The 21,119-nt window shown below is 40.2% G+C and carries 19 protein-coding genes and 1 pseudogene; 16 read left to right on the top strand and 4 right to left on the bottom strand.

Annotated elements, in window-relative coordinates; all coding sequences use genetic code 11:
- Positions 1-137: 137 nt before the first annotated feature.
- Complete coding sequence (locus tag JFV29_RS24495; RefSeq protein ID WP_201186949.1) at positions 138-782, top strand: SDR family oxidoreductase; 645 nt, start codon at positions 138-140, stop codon at positions 780-782.
- Positions 783-826: 44 nt separating this feature from the next.
- Here the strand turns inward: JFV29_RS24495 and JFV29_RS24490 are convergent, their stop codons facing one another.
- Positions 827-1,393 (bottom strand): maltose acetyltransferase domain-containing protein, encoded by a 567-nt coding sequence (locus tag JFV29_RS24490; RefSeq protein WP_201186948.1) that lies wholly within the window; start codon positions 1,391-1,393, stop codon positions 827-829.
- A gap of 268 nt (positions 1,394-1,661) precedes the next feature.
- Here JFV29_RS24490 and brnQ point away from each other — a divergent pair, with 268 nt between their 5' ends.
- The 5 genes from brnQ (at position 1,662) to JFV29_RS24465 (ending at position 7,730) form a co-directional block, all read left to right on the top strand.
- Positions 1,662-2,993 (top strand): branched-chain amino acid transport system II carrier protein, encoded by a 1,332-nt coding sequence (gene brnQ, locus JFV29_RS24485; protein WP_201186947.1) that lies wholly within the window; start codon positions 1,662-1,664, stop codon positions 2,991-2,993.
- Positions 2,994-3,134: 141 nt separating this feature from the next.
- Complete coding sequence (locus JFV29_RS24480; protein ID WP_082527419.1) at positions 3,135-4,001, top strand: ATP-binding protein; 867 nt, start codon at positions 3,135-3,137, stop codon at positions 3,999-4,001.
- A gap of 15 nt (positions 4,002-4,016) precedes the next feature.
- A complete protein-coding gene (locus JFV29_RS24475; RefSeq protein WP_201186946.1) occupies positions 4,017-5,933 on the top strand; it encodes a vWA domain-containing protein in 1,917 nt (638 codons plus the stop codon).
- A 75-nt stretch (positions 5,934-6,008) separates the two neighbouring features.
- On the top strand, positions 6,009-6,734 hold the full coding sequence (locus tag JFV29_RS24470) for a hypothetical protein (RefSeq protein ID WP_201186945.1): 726 nt from the start codon (positions 6,009-6,011) through the stop codon (positions 6,732-6,734).
- A gap of 300 nt (positions 6,735-7,034) precedes the next feature.
- A complete protein-coding gene (locus tag JFV29_RS24465; RefSeq protein WP_242486069.1) occupies positions 7,035-7,730 on the top strand; it encodes a hypothetical protein in 696 nt (231 codons plus the stop codon).
- A 69-nt stretch (positions 7,731-7,799) separates the two neighbouring features.
- Here JFV29_RS24465 and JFV29_RS24460 read toward each other — a convergent pair whose 3' ends face one another.
- Entirely contained in the window at positions 7,800-7,919 is a 120-nt protein-coding gene (locus JFV29_RS24460) for a DUF4023 domain-containing protein (RefSeq protein ID WP_053347866.1), read from the bottom strand.
- Between the two features lie 229 nt (positions 7,920-8,148).
- Here JFV29_RS24460 and JFV29_RS24455 point away from each other — a divergent pair, with 229 nt between their 5' ends.
- From JFV29_RS24455 to eutC, 7 genes and pseudogenes are all read left to right on the top strand, one after another.
- The gene (locus JFV29_RS24455) at positions 8,149-8,892 is read left to right on the top strand and encodes an SDR family oxidoreductase (protein ID WP_201186944.1); all 744 of its coding nucleotides are present in this window, start codon (positions 8,149-8,151) and stop codon (positions 8,890-8,892) included.
- Positions 8,893-9,080: 188 nt separating this feature from the next.
- Complete coding sequence (locus tag JFV29_RS24450; protein WP_201186942.1) at positions 9,081-10,454, top strand: sensor histidine kinase; 1,374 nt, start codon at positions 9,081-9,083, stop codon at positions 10,452-10,454.
- Between the two features lie 7 nt (positions 10,455-10,461).
- Positions 10,462-11,046 carry an ANTAR domain-containing response regulator gene (locus tag JFV29_RS24445; protein WP_201186940.1) on the top strand — a complete coding sequence of 195 codons (585 nt, stop codon included), beginning with the start codon at positions 10,462-10,464 and terminating at the stop codon, positions 11,044-11,046.
- Positions 11,047-11,194: 148 nt separating this feature from the next.
- A complete protein-coding gene (gene eutH, locus JFV29_RS24440) occupies positions 11,195-12,466 on the top strand; it encodes an ethanolamine utilization protein EutH (RefSeq protein WP_201186938.1) in 1,272 nt (423 codons plus the stop codon).
- A gap of 15 nt (positions 12,467-12,481) precedes the next feature.
- Positions 12,482-13,891, top strand: coding sequence for an ethanolamine ammonia-lyase reactivating factor EutA (locus tag JFV29_RS24435; protein WP_201186937.1), 1,410 nt, complete (start codon positions 12,482-12,484; stop codon positions 13,889-13,891).
- Positions 13,892-13,909: 18 nt separating this feature from the next.
- Entirely contained in the window at positions 13,910-15,274 is a 1,365-nt protein-coding gene (locus tag JFV29_RS24430) for an ethanolamine ammonia-lyase subunit EutB (protein WP_201186936.1), read from the top strand.
- Positions 15,275-15,288: 14 nt separating this feature from the next.
- Positions 15,289-16,041, top strand: a pseudogene (gene eutC, locus JFV29_RS24425) (ethanolamine ammonia-lyase subunit EutC); the annotation flags it as partial.
- Between the two features lie 30 nt (positions 16,042-16,071).
- Here eutC and JFV29_RS24420 read toward each other — a convergent pair.
- Positions 16,072-16,797, bottom strand: coding sequence for a DUF4261 domain-containing protein (locus tag JFV29_RS24420; protein ID WP_201186934.1), 726 nt, complete (start codon positions 16,795-16,797; stop codon positions 16,072-16,074).
- A gap of 286 nt (positions 16,798-17,083) precedes the next feature.
- Between JFV29_RS24420 and JFV29_RS24415 the strand changes: the two genes are divergently transcribed.
- Entirely contained in the window at positions 17,084-17,803 is a 720-nt protein-coding gene (locus JFV29_RS24415) for a YebC/PmpR family DNA-binding transcriptional regulator (RefSeq protein ID WP_201186933.1), read from the top strand.
- Between the two features lie 278 nt (positions 17,804-18,081).
- On the opposite strand, the gene JFV29_RS24410 is transcribed toward JFV29_RS24415, so the two are convergent.
- On the bottom strand, positions 18,082-19,500 hold the full coding sequence (locus JFV29_RS24410; RefSeq protein WP_201186932.1) for a polysaccharide deacetylase family protein: 1,419 nt from the start codon (positions 19,498-19,500) through the stop codon (positions 18,082-18,084).
- 185 nt (positions 19,501-19,685) lie between these two features.
- Here JFV29_RS24410 and JFV29_RS24405 point away from each other — a divergent pair, with 185 nt between their 5' ends.
- Positions 19,686-20,201, top strand: coding sequence for an RNA polymerase sigma factor (locus tag JFV29_RS24405; RefSeq protein WP_057215326.1), 516 nt, complete (start codon positions 19,686-19,688; stop codon positions 20,199-20,201).
- A complete protein-coding gene (locus JFV29_RS24400; protein WP_201186931.1) occupies positions 20,186-21,055 on the top strand; it encodes a DUF3298 and DUF4163 domain-containing protein in 870 nt (289 codons plus the stop codon). Before JFV29_RS24405 ends, JFV29_RS24400 begins: the two co-directional genes overlap by 16 nt.
- The last annotated feature ends 64 nt before the right edge of the window (positions 21,056-21,119 follow it).

The raw sequence follows: 21,119 nt of genomic DNA, 5'->3' as shown, positions 1-21,119 counted from the left end.
ACTATTTCCAGTATATGACGATGCAAAATGAACGGACCCAAATGGATAGAAGGATGGGCTGATTGTTTGATAATGAACTTTGTACATGAAATAATTGAATATAGAAAGTAAACTAACCATTATGGGAGCTGACTTTTATGAAGGTATTCGTAGTTGGGGCAAATGGGCAGATCGGTAAACACCTGGTTGATTTGCTAAAAGATAGCCAGGAACATAGTGTACGAGCAATGATTCGCAAAGAAGAACAGAGGAAGCACTTTGAGAAAATCGGAGTCGAATCTGTAATCGTAAGTTTAACGGGATCAGTGGATGAGATTGCGAAAGCGGCAAATGGGTGCGATGCAATCGTGTTTACGGCAGGATCGGGAGGCAGCACAGGCGCGGATCAGACGCTTTTGATTGATTTAGACGGTGCTGTTAAAACGATTGAAGCAGCTGAAAACCTAGGAATCAACCGATTCATCATGGTCAGTGCCTTTCAGGCGAATAATAGGGAAAACTGGAATGAAGCCATCAAACCATATTATGTGGCCAAACACTATGCGGATAGAGCATTGTTACAAAGCAGTTTAACGTATACCATCATCCGGCCGGGTGGACTTGTGAACGAACCTGGCACAGGCCATGTAGCCGCTGCTGAGGAACTGGAAAGAGGGACGATTGCGCGGGAGGATGTGGCTCAAACAATTCTTTCCTCATTAATCGAAGAAAATACGTATAACCGTTCCTTTGACTTAATAACAGGGGATACACCGATTCCTCAAGCGTTAAAAACAATTTAATAAGAAAAATAGAGGCAGAGCCATTCAGAAGTGAATGTGCTCTGCTATTTTATTCCTTCTATATATTTGATGATCTTAGCAGGGTTTCCACCTACAACCGCACAATCTGGGACATCTTTTGTTACAACAGCTCCCGAAGCAACAACAGCAGTGTTCCCTATTGTAATTCCGGGATTGATGATGGCTCTGCCGCCAATCCAAACATTGTCTCCAATCGTTACGGGCTTTCCGTATTCTACACCTGAACTGCGTTCGAATGGGTCTAGTGGATGTGTGGCTGTATAGATATGTACCCCAGGAGCCAACATACAATCCCTTCCTATACGGACTTCGCAAGTATCCAGGATGACACAATTAAAATTCGCATAAAAGTTTTCCCCTACAGTAATGTTATACCCATAGTCACAACGAAAAGTGGGCTCAATGTATATCTTTTTCCCACTGAAACCAAAAAGCTCCCTCAGAAGTTCAATTCTTTTACACTCATCGGTTTCCGTTGTCTGATTGTATAGTCGGGTTAATCTTCGTGCATTCTCTCTATCTTTTACTAATTCTGGGTCCGCCGCAATATATAGTTCTCCGTTCACCATTTTTTCTTTTTCTGTCTTCAATACTTCAACCTTCTTTCTAATTTGTTTTGTTATCTCTCATTTTAATAAAGGCAACAGGAAAAGAAAGATTTTTCTGAATAATAAATGTAATAACTTTTGACAAACGTTCCAGTGCATTTTATAGTAAGGGGTGTTGTGTTTAAGTTTCAGGTGGATACATGACTACGGAATAAGTCAATTCAGTAGTTTATTTCACTTTTAAATCGAAATTAGATGGACAACATCTCTTTTCTTTCGTTAAGAGAATCAAAATATTGGAGGCTTCAAAATGTCAAAGAAAGCACCACTTTCTTTTGTAATTGTTACAGGATTAATGCTTTTTGCTTTATTTTTTGGTGCAGGAAACTTAATATTCCCTGCTATGCTCGGTCAATCGGCCGGGACAAATTTATGGTCTGCTAGTTTAGGATTTATCATAACAGGTGTTGGATTGCCATTTGTCACAATATTGGCATTTGGTTTTTCAGGTAAAAGTGATGTGCAGTCGCTTGCAAGCAGAGCGCACCCGATGTTCGGTTTTATTTTCACAGCCGTTCTATATTTATCGCTCGGGCCGTTATTCGCTCTTCCAAGAACGGGAAGTGTGTCTTATGAAATAGGGATTAAACCTTTTCTTCCAGATGGAGTCGGCTTTTTACCTTTGCTAGTATTTACGGTCATATACTTTGGACTTGCCTGTTTATTATCTATTAACCCATCGAAAATGTTGGATATTGTCGGGAAAATTCTAACTCCACTATTATTGATTTTTATCGGGATACTAATTGTAGTGGCAATTGCAAATCCAATGGGGGAAATCCAATCTCCTATTGCAGATTATTCAGATAATTCGTTCTTCAAAGGCTTCAAAGAAGGATATTTAACTATGGATACGCTTGCTGCATTTGCATTTGGTATTATTATCATTAATGCAATCAAAGATAAAGGAATTACTTCAAGAAGAGAAGTTTTAGGTTTCTGTATGAAAGCTGGCCTTATAGCAGCTTCTCTATTAGTAATTGTTTATACTGCTTTAACTTATGTCGGAGCAACTAGTGTGGAGAAACTTGGTTATTTAGGGAATGGTGGAGACGTTCTAGCGCAAGCTTCGAATTATTTTTTTGGTCCTGCAGGTGCAGTACTGTTAGGGTTAATAGTAATCGCAGCTTGTTTAACTACTAGTATAGGCTTGATAACAGCTTGTTCTTCCTATTTCAATAAAGTAATTCCTGCTGTATCGTATAAGTCATTTGTTGTTATTTTTTCAGTTTTTAGCGCAGCTGTTGCCAATGTAGGTCTGACTAAACTAATTTCGATTACAGTGCCTGTGTTAACCGCGATTTATCCATTGGCCATCGTTTTAATTGTGTTAACATTCTTGCATTCCTTTTTCAAAGGAAAATCCGAGGTATACTTGGGGAGTTTATTATTAACAGCCATCATCAGTATTTTGGATGGATTAATGGCTTCCGGTGTTAAAATTTATGCTATTTCCGATTTTTTCACCGATTTCCTTCCATTATATAGTGTAGGAATAGGATGGGTGCTTCCAGCCATCTTTGGTGGTGTATTAGGCTTTACGATAAGCCTAATGAAAAGGAGTCCCGAAGAAGTGTATTAAGCCTAGTTATAGAAAATAGGCATCAGAACGTTGAATGTAAATGATTACTCTTAGAGCTGTCTTTATGACGGCTCTTTTTCTTAGTGTTTGTTTTTACCGGTAAAGAGCATTAAAATGATGAAAAAGGGGTGTATGGAGACAATGATTAATCGTTTACCAAAAGAAATAGCTAATATTTTACATACAAATAAAAAAAATTCTTCTCAATTTGAGGAACTGATAAGGAAAGGTGGATATCTGCCTCCTGAGATGGAGTTGATGGTGGATGCCATTACAGCCTTAAGTATGGGGAAGAACATCCTCTTGAAAGGACCGACAGGGGCAGGGAAGACGAAATTTGCCGAGACGTTATCGAATTTATTCAACCAACCGATGTTCAGTGTCAACTGCTCAGTCGATTTGGATGCTGAAAGCTTATTGGGCTTCAAGACGCTTGCTTACAAAGAGGAAAAACAGGTGATTGAATTCGTTCCAGGTCCTGTTATCAATTCGATGAATCATGGACATTTCTTATACATAGATGAAATCAATATGGCGAAGCCGGAAACACTGCCGTTAATCAATGGGGTGCTCGATTACAGGAGAACGATAACGAACCCGTTCACGAACGAAGTCATCACTGCGAAAGATGGTTTTAACGTAATTGCTGCAATAAACGAAGGCTATGTCGGTACAGTACCGCTGAATGAGGCGCTGAAAAACCGGTTTGTCGTGATCGAGGTTCCTTATATCGAAGGAGAGCAGTTAAAGCAATTGATTCAATCGAATACACAGTTGAAGGATTCAAGAAGTATCGAATTGTTCGTTAAGCTCTCAGGTGACTTGATAAACGCCGTTAATCAAGGAAAAGTGGCTGAAGATGCAGCATCAATTCGGGCTTTGCTTGATGCCTGTGACCTCAGTGTATTGATTCCCCCGAAACGTGCGATTCTTCGCTCCATCGTGGATAAGTTGGACGAGGAACGAGAGCGGGAGTTTGTGAAGAATTTGGCAGATACATTATTCTAACTAGGAGAATGCCGCATGAAGTATATTCGATTCAATGATTCAATAATTGATACGGCCCTTTTTTTACAGCTACAGGATCTATCGACTGTCTTATCAGGTATTCCTGACCTGGAATTTGAATATAATTATGGTTCCTTTATTGATCTGATTCAGACTAAGGTCACAGCCAGCCATTTTTGGGAAAATGGGAATCAGGAGGTAAAGGAAGCGGGATTGAAAACAGATGTGCTGCTTAGAACAATTGGGACGCTGCATCATTCTACAATCCGAAGCATGAAAGAGTACCAGGACATCATAGAAGAATGCTCGCTTCCAAAGTTTGCTGCTCAGTTGTTCACCATATTCGAAGATCTGCGTTTGGAGGAATTGGTGAAAAAAGAACGTCCTGGCACGAAAAAGTGGTTCTCTGTACGGGGAACGTACCTTAAACAATATTTCGAAAGCCAATTAGCGACAAATGTCACAAGAAGCTTTGCGCTAGACGAACTGTATTGCCTCGTTTATTTACTGATTCATTCAGATAGGCCCGATCCTGTTTTTCCGAGAGCTAATGAACGCCAACTAGAGGAACTGGAAAAAATTAAACCACTTATTCATTCGGTCTTTGAAGCAACAAAAACGAGTGATATCACTAGAATTTGTGAACAAATCGTTTTTAGGTTGAACGAAGAGTATCAGGATACGATGAATGAATATTTCATATTTCCTGTTGCTAATGTGGAGAAGTATACGGCGAATACGTTATTTGATGAACTAACAAGAAATGATGAACTGGTGAACGATGACGCAGAAGATGTAAGTGAAGAGAATAGTGAGTTTATTGATGAAAAATTCTCGACATGGCATCGCGAGAATAAAAATGGCGAGAACAATTCGACCTTCCTTCAGTTTGAATTGGAGCAGGGAACGAAAACAAGCTTGATGGGCGGAGGAGCTCGGGAAGCGGAAGATGCTGACCAGGCGCTGGCCTCGATTCAAGGCTCGTCAGGAGAAAGTGAACAAAAGGAATACAAGCAACAGGAAACGCTCGAAAAGAAGCAAACGAATATCGGAAAAAGTGGTGAACATCCATTTGGCGAAGAAAATAAAGACGTCGTTCAGATAATTAAAGAAGCAAAAATGCCTTCGCCTATTGAGGAAAAACGCTATCGCGAGTTTGTTGCAGATATTGAACCGTTCAAGAGAAAACTCTCAAGTACGATTGAGAAAACACTCGAAAATAAAAAGAATGCACCAAGAAAAGACTTGGTCTATGGCCGCTTATCAAAGAAATTACTGCCGCTTGTACTCGACGAAAATCCAAGGGTCTTTTACAAAAAGAATAGGGATTCCAATGAAATAGATGCCGTGTTCACGCTATTGATCGATTGCTCGGCCTCTATGCATAACAAGATGGATGAAACGAAACGAGGGATCGTCCTGTTTCATGAAGTGCTAAAAAAATTAAGAATTCCTCACTCGATTGTCGGTTTTTGGGAGGATGCAAATGAGGTGAAAGAAGGCTATCAGCCAAATTACTTCCACGTGATCCAATCCCATTCTGATTCGTTTTATCAAAACTCAGGAGCAAAAATCATGCAGCTTGAACCGGAGGAAGACAACCGAGACGGATACAGTATCAGGGTTGCAACAAAAGAATTGGAAAAAAGGAGAGAAAAGAATCGCTTCTTGCTCGTATTTTCCGATGGTGAACCTGCCGCGGCCGATTATGACCAAAATGGAATCGTCGACACGCATCTTGCCGTATCCGAAGCCCGGAAAAAAGGAATCGAAATCATTGGCATGTTTTTAGCGGATGGAAGCGTGGATGAAAGTGAAGAACTGACGATGAAAAACATCTACGGCAAAGAACGGCTGATGATTCCGAGTGTAGCTGAATTGCCAGAGCATTTTACCCCGCTATTAAAGAAGCTGTTACTGAAGACCATTTGAGAAAGCCATGTACCTGCACTCTTTCGCTCAACATTCATATTCTAGACTGTAACCTAGATGGGGAGTGAAAGAAAAATGGAAGATACAATGCAAAACTATGGTGAATATGGAAGTTTTGATGGGGCCCCTATGACGGAAGGGTTTGGTGAATTTGATCGACCCGGAGGATTTGCAATGCCCGGAGGTCAAGGTCAACCTGGAGGATTTCCAATGCCCGGAGGTCAAGGCCAGCCGGGAGGATTTGCAATGCCCGGAGGTCAAGGCCAGCCGGGAGGATTTGCAATGCCCGGAGGTCAAGGCCAGCCGGGAGGATTTGCAATGCCCGGAGGTCAAGGCCAGCCGGGAGGATCTCCAATGCCCGGATTTCAAGGCCAACCTGGAGGATTCCCGATGCAAGGATTTCAAGGTCAACCTGGAGGATTCCCGATGCAAGGATTTCAAGGCCAACCTGGAGGATTCCCGATGCAAGGATTTCAAGGTCAACCTGGAGGATTCCCGATGCAAGGATTTCAAGGTCAACCTGGAGGATTCCCGATGCAAGGATTTCAAGGTCAACCTGGAGGATTCCCGATGCAAGGATTTCAAGGTCAACCTGGAGGATTCCCGATGCAAGGATTTCAAGGTCAACCTGGAGGATTCCCGATGCAAGGATTTCAAGGCCAGCCTGGAGGATTCCCGATGCAAGGATTTCAAGGCCAGCCTGGAGGATTCCCGATGCAAGGATTTCAAGGTCAACCTGGAGGATTCCCGATGCCCGGAGGTCAAGGTCAGCCCGGAGGATTCCCGATGCAAGGATTTTAGAGCTAATATGTTGAATTTCCGATACAAGGCGGGGGAATTCAGCAACATTAAAGTAGGTTGAATAAATATTGAACGGAAAAATACATCCCAATTTGATTAACAGGATCATAAGAGGTACGTAAAACACAGTAGGATTCAGCAATGAATTCTACTGTGTTTTTTTGTATTTCACGCTAGTTATTCGCATGAATCCAATACTCTAAATCAGATGTAAACTATTAGAATAAATGATGAGGATTCTTTTTAGAATAATTAGGGTAAACCATAAATGACGAAAGATGGATGGAGGTAATAATCATAATGATGAATGTAGTGTTTATGGTGCTTTATTTTTTAATCATTGGTCTTGTTATTGAAATATCGGTTACCTTATTAAAACTGACTGGGTTAAAGAACACTGTAGCTAGATTTCAAGTTATCTCCATGCTAACAGGTACTGGATTCACTACTGACGAATCAAAGTCTATTATTGATCATCCTGTTCGAAGAAAAATAAGCATGTTTTTAATTTTATTTGGAGCCTTTTCTCTTGCTGTTATTATTTCATCAATTAGTACACTGCTTACAGATGATTTACGCTTAATGGAGTTAAGCATTATTATTGGGATATTGACGATCTTGACTATTACCGTTAAAACACCATTCATAAATAATAGATTATCGAATAAAATGCAAAGTGAAATGCACAATCATTATGAATTGTGGGAACACCCGATAGAAGAGGTTTTATTTTTAGAAAATGAAGACGTTGTTATGCAGATTGATATTAATGAGGACTCTGAGTTCATTGACGTTATTACTTTTGATATCGTATCGCGAGGAGTAGACATCAATATCTTGTATATCGAAAGCGGAGAAGCAAAAATTAGGAAGGAGTTAAATGAACATAAAATTCAACTTGGTGATAATCTCTTTCTGTATGGAAATAAAAACGAAATAGAAGAGACCTTTTCAAAAGAAATCGAAGCGATGAACAAGAAAGAGAATGCCTCATGAAACATTCCCCGCCCTAAATAGGAGCGGAGAATGAATATGAAGATGCGTACCTAATACAATGTTGCTGTATTAATGTTTTTTATTCGGTAATTTCTGGGCGGGATTGCCGTTACCTTGACGACGCTTATTGGCTGCATCTTTTTTTTGCTGTTCTTGAATATTCTCTACAAACTCTTCTGAACTTTTCATGGATAAAACCTCCTCAGTTATTTTCTTCTTTACTATAACCAGAAGAGGAGTAATTCATGAGCATTGATGGGGACAAGCACTTTTAAATTTTCTTTTATTGAAAATATAATCAGAGGAACTTTTTTTATTGAACGAAAAGAAACTGTAGCGAGGAAATGGTGGTAAAATATGGACTAATAAGTTTTGGTGTGAAATTGAATAACTATATGAAAAGAAAGAAGTGAACTTAATGAATAATCGTTTAGATGGAAAGGTTGCGTTGGTCACAGGTTCATCAAGAGGAATTGGCCGAGCTATAGTAGAACAGCTCGCGGATTTAGGTGCAAAAGTAGTAATCAACTATTCAGGCAGTTCACAAAAGGCGTATGAAGTAGTGGAAGGCATAAAGAAAAATGATGGAGAAGCAATTGCTATCCAAGCAGATATTAGCCAAGTTACTCACATTGTCAATCTCTTCGAAGAAACGGTCAAAGCGTATGGGAGAATTGATATTTTAGTGAACAATGCTGGACTGATGATTAATAAACCACTAGCGGAGGCAACGGAAGAAGACTTTGATAAACAATTTGGCGTAAACGTTAAGGGGACGTACTTTGCTTGTCAACAAGCATTAAAATATATGGAGCTCAATGGTAGGATCGTTAATATTTCTACCTCTGTATTAGGCCAAATGTTCCCTACGTATAGTATGTATGCAGGTACAAAAGGGGCAGTTGAACAATTTACAAGACAACTGGCTAAAGAGTTTGGTTCTAAACAGATCACTATTAACGCAATTGCTCCAGGTCCCGTTAACACTGAATTGTTTAATGTAGGAAAATCCGAGCAACAAATCGAAGGGATGAAAAAAATGAGTGCATTCGGACGTTTAGGTGAAACGGATGACATTGCTAATGTGATCACGTTTTTAGTGAGTGAACAAGCACAGTGGGTTACGGGACAAACGATCAGAGTCAATGGAGGGTTTATTTAATTGCTTGAAATTAATACTAAAGCAACGTTAGTATGATATTTGCTTTAGTAGTATGCTCCTATGAAAATATTATTTCTGATGTTAGGATATATAACATTAGAATATTTGGAATATTGACAAAAATGAAAGCGGTATCTATAATGATTAATAATAATACCCATGATTAAACTTTTATTGGAGTTTTGCCAATGGAGAAGACATCTTCAGTCCGAGAATTATGTGAAATGCATACTAACTTAATAGACAAGGATATATGCATACTTGAAAATCTGTCGAATAATCTAACATTGATTGCTAATTTGAATCAAGCCAATGTCTTTATTGACTGTCCAGTACGAGAAGGAAAGCATGCCATTGTTGTGGCAGAGCAAAGCGCACATTCTGTAAAGTCGGTTTATAATTATTCGGTTGTTGGTAAGATCGCCTATGAAGCCTTCGAGCCGGCAGTCTTTTATGTATTACGTACCGGAAAGGATATGTTTGTGAATCGAGCATTGACTCAAGAGGGAGTCATGGTCCAACAAAGTGTTGTTCCGGTTAGAGGGGAATGCAATCGTGTCATTGCCGTATTGATTATGGAGAAGGCGATTCAAGAAGAACCCGAAACTTCAAATTTTTTCGAAAGACAGGATGAACAAAATTCTTTAGTACCTGAATTTATTGAAGAGTCTATATTCCTGATTAATAATCATAATCAGATTGTCTATACTAATCCGGCGGCTATTAATCTAGTAACGGATATTTGTTTGACCGAATGTGTGCTAGGTACCAGCATTTTCGACTATTTTCCTAGCTTTGCTGATGTACTCGCATCAACAGAAGAAGTATTAATGAAGGAGCTGCACATTGGGAAGAAAATTTTTCAAGTAAAGAAATTTCATATACGCGGCAAGAAATCTAAGGAAGCATTTATCATCTTCCGGGATATGACTGAACTGCGGGAAAAAGAAAGAGAACTGATTAGTAAGTCAGTTGCGATTCGTGAAATTCATCATAGAGTGAAAAATAATCTGCAGACGGTTGCCAGTTTGCTTCGGCTACAGATGAGGATGGAGGTTCCTGAAGAAAGTAAACCTCATTTATTGGTCAGTTTAAACCGAGTATTAAGCATATCGTCGGTTTATGAAATCATTTTGGCTAGTAGCCATGTTGATCATGTAGATTTACTGGAGCTCATTAAAAAAATCGGTGATATGATTGTGTATAGTGAGAATCAAGAAAGTAAAAACCTAAGTATTGAATATATTGGTGAGCTTCATTCCATTGACTCCGATATAGCTGTATCAGTTGCGTTGGTGGCGAATGAACTCATTTATAATTGTGTGAGGCATGCTTTCAGTGGAAGAACGGTTGGAAAGATTACCGTGTCTTTTCAAAAGGATGGTTCTGAATTAGAGATTCAAGTTTTGGATAATGGCATTGGGTATTCTCCGGCAGCTAAGCCTTCATTAGGATTAGATATTATCCGCATGACGGTCGAGAATGATTTGGGTGGAGAATTTTCGGTTTGTCGAATCATGGATGGTACGTTGGCTTCCATAAGATTTCCATACAATAGGTAGGTGAGACATGGGCAAGAGGATTTTGGTCGTGGAAGATGAATCGATTGTTCTGCTTGATATTACTTATATGCTCAAGGATGCGGGTTTCGATGTGGTTGGACAGGCACGTGATGGTGAAAAGGCGATTGAGCTGGCACATACATTGCAACCCGATCTCGTTTTAATGGATATAAAAATGCCTAAACTGAATGGGCTCAAGGCGAGTGAAGTGATTTCTAATACTTTTCAGATTCCGGTCCTTTTGTTAACGGCATTTAGCCAGCGTGAATATATCGACCAGGCGAAACGAGCCAATATCGTAGGATATCTTGTAAAGCCAATTACCGAAGCTAGTCTAATCCCAGCGGTAGAGATTGCCTTACTGCAAGCTGAGAATACAAAAAAGTATCAGGAACAAATGGCTCAATTGGATGAAACCCTCCACAATCGTAAAGCCATTGAAAAAGCAAAAGGAATTATCATGAAGAGAAAGAATGTAACCGAAGAAATCGCCTATAACAAGCTACGAAGGTTGAGTATGAATAAGCAACTATCGATTGAAAAAGTTGCACAACTAATAATTATAAATGATCAAAAACAAGTGAATAGATGAAGCAATGACGCTTTGATAGACCAAACGGTTGTATCGTAGAAACTTCTACGGAAAAACCTTAGTTTGGGCTATACGATGCGTCTTTTTTTATATTCTTTTTTCTAGTTGAAATGTGCAAAACCAAATCATAATTCAAGGGGGAATACGTATGGAGATGGTTGGGAATTTCGTTATTTATATCATTATGACTTGTGCTGTGCTAGGTGCTTTTGCGTCGATTAAAGACAGTGAGCAAGGCTTGGGTAAGCAGTTCATGGAAGGCTTGCATACCGTTGGCCATATATTCATTCCTGCAGCTGGAATTATGGCGTCGATTCCTTATTTATCATGGTTCATTGATAAAGTGTGCGGCCCGATTTTTGCCGCGATAGGCGCAGACCCTGCCCTCGCTGCCACAGCGATTTTGGCAACTGACATGGGTGGTTACCAATTAGCAGCTCAACTACAGGAGACATATGAAGGCTGGATCATGGCGATGATTGTAGGTTTCATGTCTGGGGCAACGATTGTCTTTTCGATCCCGATGGGGCTGGCAATGCTAGAGAAACGTGATCATAAATATATGGCACTTGGCGTCATGTCTGGAATTTTGACGATTCCAATAGGTGCCTTTATCTCAAGCATACTAGTCGTTGCAACGAATTCAAAGGTACGCGAAGTGATTTCTACTAATGCGGATTCTACATATGAATTCACATTGAGCTATTTGAAAATCGTCTTGAATCTTTCACCGCTTCTTATTTTTGTTGTATTGCTTGCATTAGGTCTTTATTTCTTGCCAGATATGATGATTAAAGGATTTATGTGGTTTGGGAGAATAATGGATGCGGGGATTAAACTCGTATTAGTGTTCTCGATTGTAGAAATTTTCACCGGGCTGTTTTCTAAGGTATTTGGTGCTTGGGGATTTCATCCAATCATGGCCGATAAGGCGGATCAGTTTCGTGCCCTGGAGACGGCAGGATATATCGGAATAATGCTTGCAGGTGCTTTTCCAATGATTTATCTGATTCAGAAATATGCAGGCAAGCCCCTTGAAGCAATGGGTAGAAAAGTTGGATTGAGCAAGGAGGGGAGTGCAGGAATTCTAGCCACGGTTGCCAATATATTAGCGATGTTCAAACTTATTAAAGATATGCCCCCAAAGGATAAGGTGATTAACATTTCCTTCTCAGTATGTGCTGCCTTCTTATTAGGGGATCACTTATCCTTCACGGCAAACTTTCAACCTTCCTTAATTTTACCTATCATCGTAGGGAAGCTATCTGCTGGTGTTATCGGAATCGGTCTGGCTTACTGGCTGTCAGTTCCGAAGGCTTTGGAATTAGAGAAAAAGGATCGTGAATTAGGTGTTATCGGTTTGAATGAATATAAAGAAAAAAACCAAGAAGAAGAGGACAATAAAATTCAAGTGGTTTAAAACTGAGGTGAGGTTTTGCTAAATAAACAGTTGGAGCGAATCATCAGTGCAGGAATTGATATTGGCACAAGCACGACGAAGCTTGTTATCAGCGAGTTTTCACTTATGAATGTGGCGGGCGGGGGACAGGTCCCGAAAATTGAAATTACCGATAAGAAAGTTCTGTATCGAAGCCCGATTTTCAGGACCCCACTTTTATCGGATACAGTGATTGATATCCCGGCGGTTCAAAGAATAGTAGAAAGTGAATATCATCATGCAGGCATCACGATGGAAAAGATTCAAACAGGCGCAGTCATCATCACCGGCGAGACGGCAACAAAACAAAATGCAGAAGAAATGGTACACCAGTTGTCTAAAGCGGCAGGGGAATTCCTCGTCGCAGCAGCAGGACCAGATTTAGAGGGAATCATTGCCGCAAAGGGTTCCGGTGCTTATCAACATTCAATAGAGACAAGAAAAACTATAGCAAACATTGACATTGGCGGGGGAACAGCAAATATTGCCGTATACCGTTCGGGTACGCTTTGCGGTACATGCACCTTACACATCGGAGGCCGTTTGATGGAATGGGAGGGGGCGGAGATGAAAGTCGCTCCTTCGATTGAACAATGGCTGAAAACAAAGGGGTATTCTCCTTCGAAAGAGAATAGGGGAATAATTACAGATGAGATGGCTAAGGTGCTGGCGAGGTTTTTGGACAATTCATATACGAAAGAAGACGAACAGCTTTTAGTAGGAAAGGTGCCAACTTGGACAGGTCGCATTGATGGATTAATGTTCTCGGGTGGAGTCAGTGACTGCATGTATCATGAAGAACTGATGTGCACCAGCTTTCAGGATATTGGCATGACTCTTGCCACTTCTATAAAAGAAAATAAAGAATTGGCTTATTGGGAGTGGGAAAAGCCAGTTGAAACGATTCGTGCGACTGTTCTTGGAGCCGGCACCCATACAACCGAGATCAGCGGGGCAACAATTGAAGTGAATGATTCCCACCTACCGGTACGAAATATCCCAGTCTATCGGATCGATTTTCAGGGTGTTCTAGAGCAAGGTATCGAGGGAATGACAAAAGCGGTTCAGGACGCGATTACGATATATGACCCCCAGCGGGAAGGACAGAATTTTGCCTTTTATTTAACGAACCTACCATATCTATCATTCCGGGACATTCAGCTGCTCACGTTTGCTTTTACTGAGGCACTGAAGCAAAAACCGAATCAGCAGCAGCCGCTGATAATCGTTATGGATAGTGATTATGGAAAGGTGCTTGGTCAGACCTTACTAGCGAATCAGCCGGAACAGCCGGTTATCTGTATCGATCAAACACAGGTGGAGCATGGTGATTATTTAGATATAGGAAGGCTATTGCGGTCAGGGGTTGTGCCGGTTGTTGTTAAAACACTAACTTTCCACAACTAAGAAATGGAGGAGGATATGATGAAATTATCTACACAATACTTTGGGAAAACCTATCAATTTACTTCACTTAAAGACGTCTTGGCCAAGGCAAACGAAGAGAAATCAGGGGATAGACTTGCAGGGATTGCAGCTGAATCGGTCCAGGAACGGATAGCTGCGAAATCGGTACTAAGCGAAGTGACTTTAGCAGACATTCGAAACTATCCATTACTCTCTCCGGATGAGGATGAGGTGTCCCGAATAATTGATGGACTCATCAATCGTAGCATCTATCAATCTGTGAAAAATTGGACGGTTGCAGAGCTGCGGGAATATATTTTAAGTGATGAGACGACTGGCGAAGAGTTAATGAGGATAAGTAGAGGACTAAATAGTGAAATGATTGCTGCTGCAACAAAGCTCATGTCGAATCTCGATCTCATCCATGCAGCCAATAAAATCGAAGTGCTTACCAAAAACAATAGTACGATCGGATACAAAGGAACACTTGCCTCCCGTCTTCAGCCTAACCATCCGACTGACAATGTGGAAGGGATGCTAGCTTCATTAAAGGAGGGGCTTTCCTATGGAATTGGGGATGCACTCATTGGAATCAACCCTGTCGATGATTCAGTGGAAAGTATCAAAAGGTTGTTAAATGCCACTCAGGACGTTATTCAAAAATGGAATATCCCAACCCAAAATTGCGTACTTGCTCATGTGACCACTCAAATTAAAGCCGTACAGCAGGGAGCACCCGCTGATATGATTTTTCAAAGTATAGCCGGAACGGAAGCGGCCAATCGTTCTTTTGGAATTAGCGTTGAATTGCTTGAAGAAGCCAATGAGGTAGCAAAGTCTTATGGAACCGGCACAGGTCCACAACATCTTTATTTTGAAACGGGGCAAGGTTCAGAATTATCAGCGGAAGCCCACTTTGGAATTGATCAAGTGACGCTTGAGGCCAGGAACTATGGCTTTGCACGCTATTTTGATCCGTACATCGTCAATACGGTCGTCGGATTCATCGGTCCAGAATATCTTTATAACAGCAAGCAGGTCATTCGCGCCGGGTTAGAGGATCATTTTATGGGGAAAATACATGGCCTGCCGATGGGAGTGGATATTTGCTATACGAATCATATGAAAGCGGATCAAAATGATATTGAGGACCTGGGTGTTCTTTTATCCGCGGCTGGTGTGAATTTTATCATCGCTACTCCAATGGGGGATGACTGTATGTTGAACTATCAGTCTTTGAGTTTCCACGATATAGCAACATTGAGGCAAACGATGAACAAGCGACCTGCACCTTTATTCGAGTCTTGGCTAGAGAAGATGGGTATCATGGAAAACGGCAAGTTGACGAAACGTGCGGGTGATCCGACTATTTTTAACCGTTAGGAGTGGATGATATGGGAATAAACGAACCATTTAATAAGGAAGAATTAGAAGTCTTGATAACGAAAACTCCTGCTCGAATAGGGATAGGCAGAGCAGGGACACGTCCGAGGACAGATTCATGGCTGAAGTTTAGGTTTGACCACGCTGCGGCGGTTGATGCAGTATATGGTGACGTTAGTGAGGTTTTATTGAAACGGTTGGATCTGTTCAAAGTGAAAACGAGGGCGAGTGATAAGGAAGTCTATTTGCGTCGTCCGGATTATGGCCGAAAGCTTTCGGACGAAGCAAAGCAAATGATTGAAGCCAAGTGCATAAAGGGCCCTATGGTTCAAATCATCATTTCAGATGGCTTGAGCTCCAAGGCAGTGGAAGAAAACGTGGAAGACGTTTATCTATCTTTTAAACAATCTTTGCTAAGGGCAAACTTGGATGTCGGTACTCCCTTTTATATTGAAAAAGGCAGAGTTGCTGTGATGGATGATGTCGGTGAAATTCTTAGACCAAAGGTCATTGTCTTGTTGATCGGCGAACGACCGGGACTTGTCAGTGCTGAATCACTGAGCGCCTATTTTTGCTACGAACCTTGTTTGGGTACTATTGAAGCAGAGCGGATGGTTATCTCTAACATTCATAAAGGCGGCATTCCACCGGTCGAAGCGGGAGCACATCTCGGCACGGTCATTCAAAAAATCCTTAAATACCAAGCAAGCGGTATGTCACTCGTGAAGAAAGAAAATGAGGAAGAAAAGAGTACGGGATCAGCTTGAATAACAAAAATAGAGGAGCTTATAGCTCCTCTATTTACTTGTCCCTAAATTCCATAATCCAAATGGGTTGTAGAAAGGATGGTCTTCTTCGTATCTAAAGTCTTGAAGACCCGTCAATATATAGGTGGGTGCATCTGGTTGTACACAAAAGGTTTCACCATTTGTAAAGATGGGTCTTTCTCCTGCATGATAATAATTAAATGTGTTAAGTAAATCAGCTGCCTCTTTTGGTCTCATCGTGTTAAGTGTCACGGCATCTGGTAGACCAAATGCTTTCATTCCAAATGAACAATAATAATCTTCCTCGCCAATAATCGTAACAAAATGGGCATAAACCGAGAGAATATCCGGGGTATGATGAAGTTGTTGCCAATCCTCTTTTGAATGTGCAATGCCTGTGGTTTCTATTTTTACAGCCATTCCACCAGCCTTCAGGATTGCTGCCCCAGCATCAATCAAATCTGTAATATTTCCAAAGTCAGATACATCAGCAATTATATATACCGTAAAAGTATGATTATTGATTTCCTCTAATAAACGCTCCGAAAAGGCCCCTTTACTGGCATAGGAAAAGGTCTCTTTTAAACTCGGTTCATAATCATAGACTTCCACTTGGAAAGTTATGTTTTTATCCTTGCTATGCAAAATATGACCGGCTAGCAGGTACCCTTCACTTTGAGAAGCCACAGCTTGAATCAATTCTGTTCGGTTCTTCCACTTTCCAGGTATCCCGATAATAATTTGAGTATCCGTCATGTAGCATCTCTCCTTTGTAATCATTTTATACTATACTACTCTTGGCGTTTTCCATAGTATTAAAAAAACAAAGTGCCAAGTTGGGATCAATTTGTCCCTAGAGATGGTGTGCAGGACTTTTTCAAATTTATACAATTGATGTATAATATAATCTAGTAATCGTATAGCATATCTTCCGTGGAATTTATTTATGGATTTCCTTGTAGTTATATGAAAAAATGCTGTAGAGACAAGAATTATAGTAATCAATTTGTGTATATTCAATGATGAAAGAGAGTGGAATATAATGGGTCGTAAGTGGAACAATATCAAAGAAAAAAAAGCTTCAAAAGATGCAAATACAAGTCGTATTTATGCTAAGTTTGGACGTGAAATTTATGTAGTGGCCAAACAAGGTGAACCAGATCCAGAATCCAATCAGGCTTTGAGAGTTGTACTTGAACGTGCGAAAACATACAATGTGCCGAGAGCGATTATTGACCGTGCGATTGAAAAAGCAAAAGGCGGTTCTGAAGAAAGCTATGACGAACTTCGTTATGAAGGCTTCGGACCAAATGGATCAATGGTTATCGTAGATGCGCTGACAAACAACGTGAACCGGACGGCATCAGATGTGCGTGCTGCATTTGGTAAAAACGGAGGAAACATGGGAGTCAGTGGATCTGTAGCCTATATGTTTGATGCAACGGCAGTTATCGGTATTGAAGGTAAAACTGGAGACGATGTGCTTGAACTATTAATGGAAGCGGATGTTGACGTACGTGACATTATTGAAGAAGAAGAATCGGTTATCGTTTATGCTGAACCTGAACAATTCCATGCTGTACAAAAAGCATTCAAAGATGCGGGCATTACGGAATTTACAGTAGCAGAGCTAACGATGCTTGCACAAAATGACCTAACCCTTCCGGAAGATGCACAAGTACAATTCGAAAAAATGATCGATGCATTAGAAGATTTAGAAGATGTTCAACAGGTCTATCACAATGTGGATCTTGGGGAATAAAAAAGTTGAGCAGACCTTTGCTATGTAATCAAAGGCCTGCTTATTTTGCATTCATGGGGCACTGAGAGCCTGGTATGTAAAAGACGGACGTTTCTTTTATGACTGAAAAATCATTGGCAGTTCCATTTTGAACCTCAGCTCCTACTAAAGAAGATATTAAAGGCTTTAATGAAGGTGCATAACAGGGTTGAAAATAAAAGGAGAGAAGGATAGATAAAAGCGAATTAATTTGGCTTTTATCTATCCTTCTCTTTTTCGTTTAATCTGCTAACAATCTATTATTCTTGTAAGTCGATACCGTAAAGTTCGCGGTCTTTTTTTACCTGCTCTAGTTCGGAAATGGTAACTAGTTGATATCCTTTGTCATGCAATTGTTTGATGATTTCCACTGCAGCCTGGGCGCTAGTTTGGTAAATATCATGCATAAGAATGACTTTACCGTCTTTGGCTTTGCTCATTACTTTGCCTACAATCTTCTTTTTACTGCGATTTTTCCAGTCTTCAGGGTCAACATCCCAAAGTGTGACCTTCATATCTTCCATATATTCCCGGACATTATCGTTAATCGCTCCATATGGGGGACGAATAAGGTCTGGCTCAGTTCCGGTAGCTTTTTCAATAGCGTCTTGAGTCTGCTCAATTTGACTTTTGATTTTTTTCTTGCTTAGACGTGTCAATTGCGGATGATCCCAGGAATGGTTGCCGATTTCATTTCCTTGTTCAGTCATCTTTTGCAGCACCTCTGGATAGTGTTGCACGCGGCTTCCAAGCACAAAAAAGGTAGCATGTGCATCATACTTGTTTAGGGCTTCCAGGATAGACATAGTATGACTTGGATGTGGCCCGTCATCGAACGTTAAGGCGATTACCTTTTGTGAAGGGTCAATCCATTCATTTTTCACTGGGAGCTTGGCGACGACATGTTTCGGTTGCCATTCCTTTACACGATCCTGATTTAAATCTTTACTTTGATATGAATCTAGCAAACTATTTTTGAAAAGTTCTTTATTAATAGCGATGGTATGAGTCTTAGATGAGTCTCCATCCTCATCAGTCTTTACATAGAATACAAGCGTATTTTTCAGCACTGAAAAAGAATCAAAGTTGGCTGCTTTTAGTTGGGTTTTCTTCTTAATAAGACTTTTCGAAATGCCTTCTTCTTTACTCTCGGTTAACTCTTCAAAAACAATGTCAGATAAAACGGATAAATAATCAGTATCCGGGGCAAAAATGTCTTCTATAGAGAGTTTTTTCTGAGATGGAATATCATAAGTGAAGATCCGGGATCCGGACTGCTTCTTTCCTCCTACTTGTTCATATTTATCGAAGGAAATGGTAATGGTTTGCTTGCTGAAATGGAGTATCGTATAAGTGAGGTTAAGCTCAGAAGACGCTTTACCGCCAATGGCTTTCCATTTCTTTTCGTAATCTTTTATTTCTTTTTTTATGTAAGCTTCTAGTTGCATGTCGATATTTTCTATATGAAGAACGGGCCTGCTTACTGAATACCCGCCTTTCGTATCATCTTTTACAAACGTTTGAATATCAGCTTCTGGGTAATTTTGATCATTTGAATAAGCCGAAACAGTTTTCTTCTTATCAAAAGCTAGGCTTTTTATAGCTAAACCCATTGCTCCCACTGCAGCTGTTAGACAAAATAGAAAAATAAAGACCTTTTTATAATTTAATTTCCTCATGATGCATTCCACCTCGATAATCATTCTACTATATAGACGCGCCAAAAGCCTTAAAAGTTTGTAAGAAATTTCATTTTTTTATATGAAAATCTTTCTTTAGCCATTTTCAAACTTTTAAAGCCCGTCGAGCGTCTATTCTTTGTACCTAGGATACGTAATTTAAATGTAAGGAGCTCTTTAAGGGAATGAAAAATCTAGATATAAATCAATTAATAGCGGCCCGGATAACCGAACGGCAAGAAAATTTGTACAGACTTGCTTTTTACTATGTGAAAAATAAAGAGGATGCGCTTGATATCGTGCAGGAATCAATTAGAAAAGCGCTAGCCTCGAGCAGCAAAATTAAAGATGCTGCTTCTATAGACAGCTGGTTATATAAGATCATAGTCAGAACGGCACTTGATGTTTTACGAAAGAATAAGAAACTGACAATTGCGGATGACGAAACAATAGAATACTTACGTAGTGGAGAGGAAGATCACTATCGGGACCTGGATTTGCAAAGGGCCATGGAGGGACTTTCGATCAAGTATAAAACGGTAGTCATTCTTCGTTTCTTTGAGGACTTGAAGTTGGAAGAAATAGCGGAAGTGCTGGAAGAGAACGTAAGCACAATTAAAACGAGATTATATAAAGCACTGCAACTATTGCGGATCAACATGACTGAACAGGAGGAAACGAAAAAATGGAAAAAAAATTAAAGGATCTGCGAGAAGAGTATCTTCAAACACCAATCCCAAAGGAATTAAACGATGTCGTTCAAGCGGCCTTGAATGAAAAACCCAGGAAAAAGCCGAGGGTTGCCAGAACCATATGGATTACAGCAGCAGCGGCCATGCTGATTGTGACAGCCTCAGTAAACATGAGCCCAGCAGTGGCAAAAGCAATGAGCGACATTCCGATAGTTGAAAAAGTCATCGAAGTGATTACATTCGTTGAATGGAATGAAGAAGAAAATAATTCCTCAGCAGTAATCAAAACACCAGCTATTACAGGACTGGAATATAAACAGCTGGAAAATAGCTTAAATGATAAATACTTAGCGGAGAGCAAACAGCTCTATAAGGAATTCACGGACTCCATGTCTACTCTGAAGGAAGGAGAAAATGGAAATATCTCGGTGGAAAGTGGATATAAGATATTAACCGATAATGACACGATATTATCCGTCCAGCGTTATACAGACAAGATTCAAGCTTCCAGTTCTACAGAGAGCCAATTTGATACAGTTGACAAGAAAAACGAAGTGCTATTAACGTTAAATAGCTTGTTTAAAGATGACCGCTATCTTCAGGTAATAAACGAGAATATTATGGAACAGATGAAACAGCAAATGGCTGAGGACCCAAATAAAATATATTGGGTGGAAGACGATGAATTTGTTGAATTTAAAGGTATCGATGCAACCCAAAACTTTTATATCAACAAAGATGGCAAGCTTGTGATCGCTTTTAACAGCTATGAAGCAGCACCAGGATATATGGGTGCAGTTGAATTTACGATCCCGACCAAGGTTATATCAGATCTTCTAGTTGGGGATCAATATATTCATTAAGAACTTACTTATTTAAACTTATATGTATGAAGAGCGATTTGTTTTTAAAACAGAGAACTCAAAA

This window comes from Peribacillus sp. TH16 (assembly GCF_016651095.1).
Classification (GTDB): Bacteria; Bacillota; Bacilli; order Bacillales; family DSM-1321; genus Peribacillus; species Peribacillus butanolivorans.
The sequence above is the reverse complement of the archived record's forward strand: the minus strand, read 5'-3'. Positions and strand labels throughout refer to the sequence as shown.

Coding starts and splice junctions, on each gene's coding strand:
- JFV29_RS24495 (WP_201186949.1), top strand. CDS start 138: ATGAAGGTATTCGTAGTTGGGGCAAATGGGCAGATCGGTAAACACCTG.
- brnQ (WP_201186947.1), top strand. CDS start 1,662: ATGTCAAAGAAAGCACCACTTTCTTTTGTAATTGTTACAGGATTAATG.
- JFV29_RS24480 (WP_082527419.1), top strand. CDS start 3,135: ATGATTAATCGTTTACCAAAAGAAATAGCTAATATTTTACATACAAAT.
- JFV29_RS24475 (WP_201186946.1), top strand. CDS start 4,017: ATGAAGTATATTCGATTCAATGATTCAATAATTGATACGGCCCTTTTT.
- JFV29_RS24470 (WP_201186945.1), top strand. CDS start 6,009: ATGGAAGATACAATGCAAAACTATGGTGAATATGGAAGTTTTGATGGG.
- JFV29_RS24465 (WP_242486069.1), top strand. CDS start 7,035: ATGATGAATGTAGTGTTTATGGTGCTTTATTTTTTAATCATTGGTCTT.
- JFV29_RS24460 (WP_053347866.1), bottom strand. CDS start 7,919: ATGAAAAGTTCAGAAGAGTTTGTAGAGAATATTCAAGAACAGCAAAAA.
- JFV29_RS24455 (WP_201186944.1), top strand. CDS start 8,149: ATGAATAATCGTTTAGATGGAAAGGTTGCGTTGGTCACAGGTTCATCA.
- JFV29_RS24450 (WP_201186942.1), top strand. CDS start 9,081: ATGGAGAAGACATCTTCAGTCCGAGAATTATGTGAAATGCATACTAAC.
- JFV29_RS24445 (WP_201186940.1), top strand. CDS start 10,462: ATGGGCAAGAGGATTTTGGTCGTGGAAGATGAATCGATTGTTCTGCTT.
- eutH (WP_201186938.1), top strand. CDS start 11,195: ATGGAGATGGTTGGGAATTTCGTTATTTATATCATTATGACTTGTGCT.
- JFV29_RS24430 (WP_201186936.1), top strand. CDS start 13,910: ATGAAATTATCTACACAATACTTTGGGAAAACCTATCAATTTACTTCA.
- JFV29_RS24420 (WP_201186934.1), bottom strand. CDS start 16,797: ATGACGGATACTCAAATTATTATCGGGATACCTGGAAAGTGGAAGAAC.
- JFV29_RS24415 (WP_201186933.1), top strand. CDS start 17,084: ATGGGTCGTAAGTGGAACAATATCAAAGAAAAAAAAGCTTCAAAAGAT.
- JFV29_RS24410 (WP_201186932.1), bottom strand. CDS start 19,500: ATGAGGAAATTAAATTATAAAAAGGTCTTTATTTTTCTATTTTGTCTA.
- JFV29_RS24405 (WP_057215326.1), top strand. CDS start 19,686: ATGAAAAATCTAGATATAAATCAATTAATAGCGGCCCGGATAACCGAA.
- JFV29_RS24400 (WP_201186931.1), top strand. CDS start 20,186: ATGGAAAAAAAATTAAAGGATCTGCGAGAAGAGTATCTTCAAACACCA.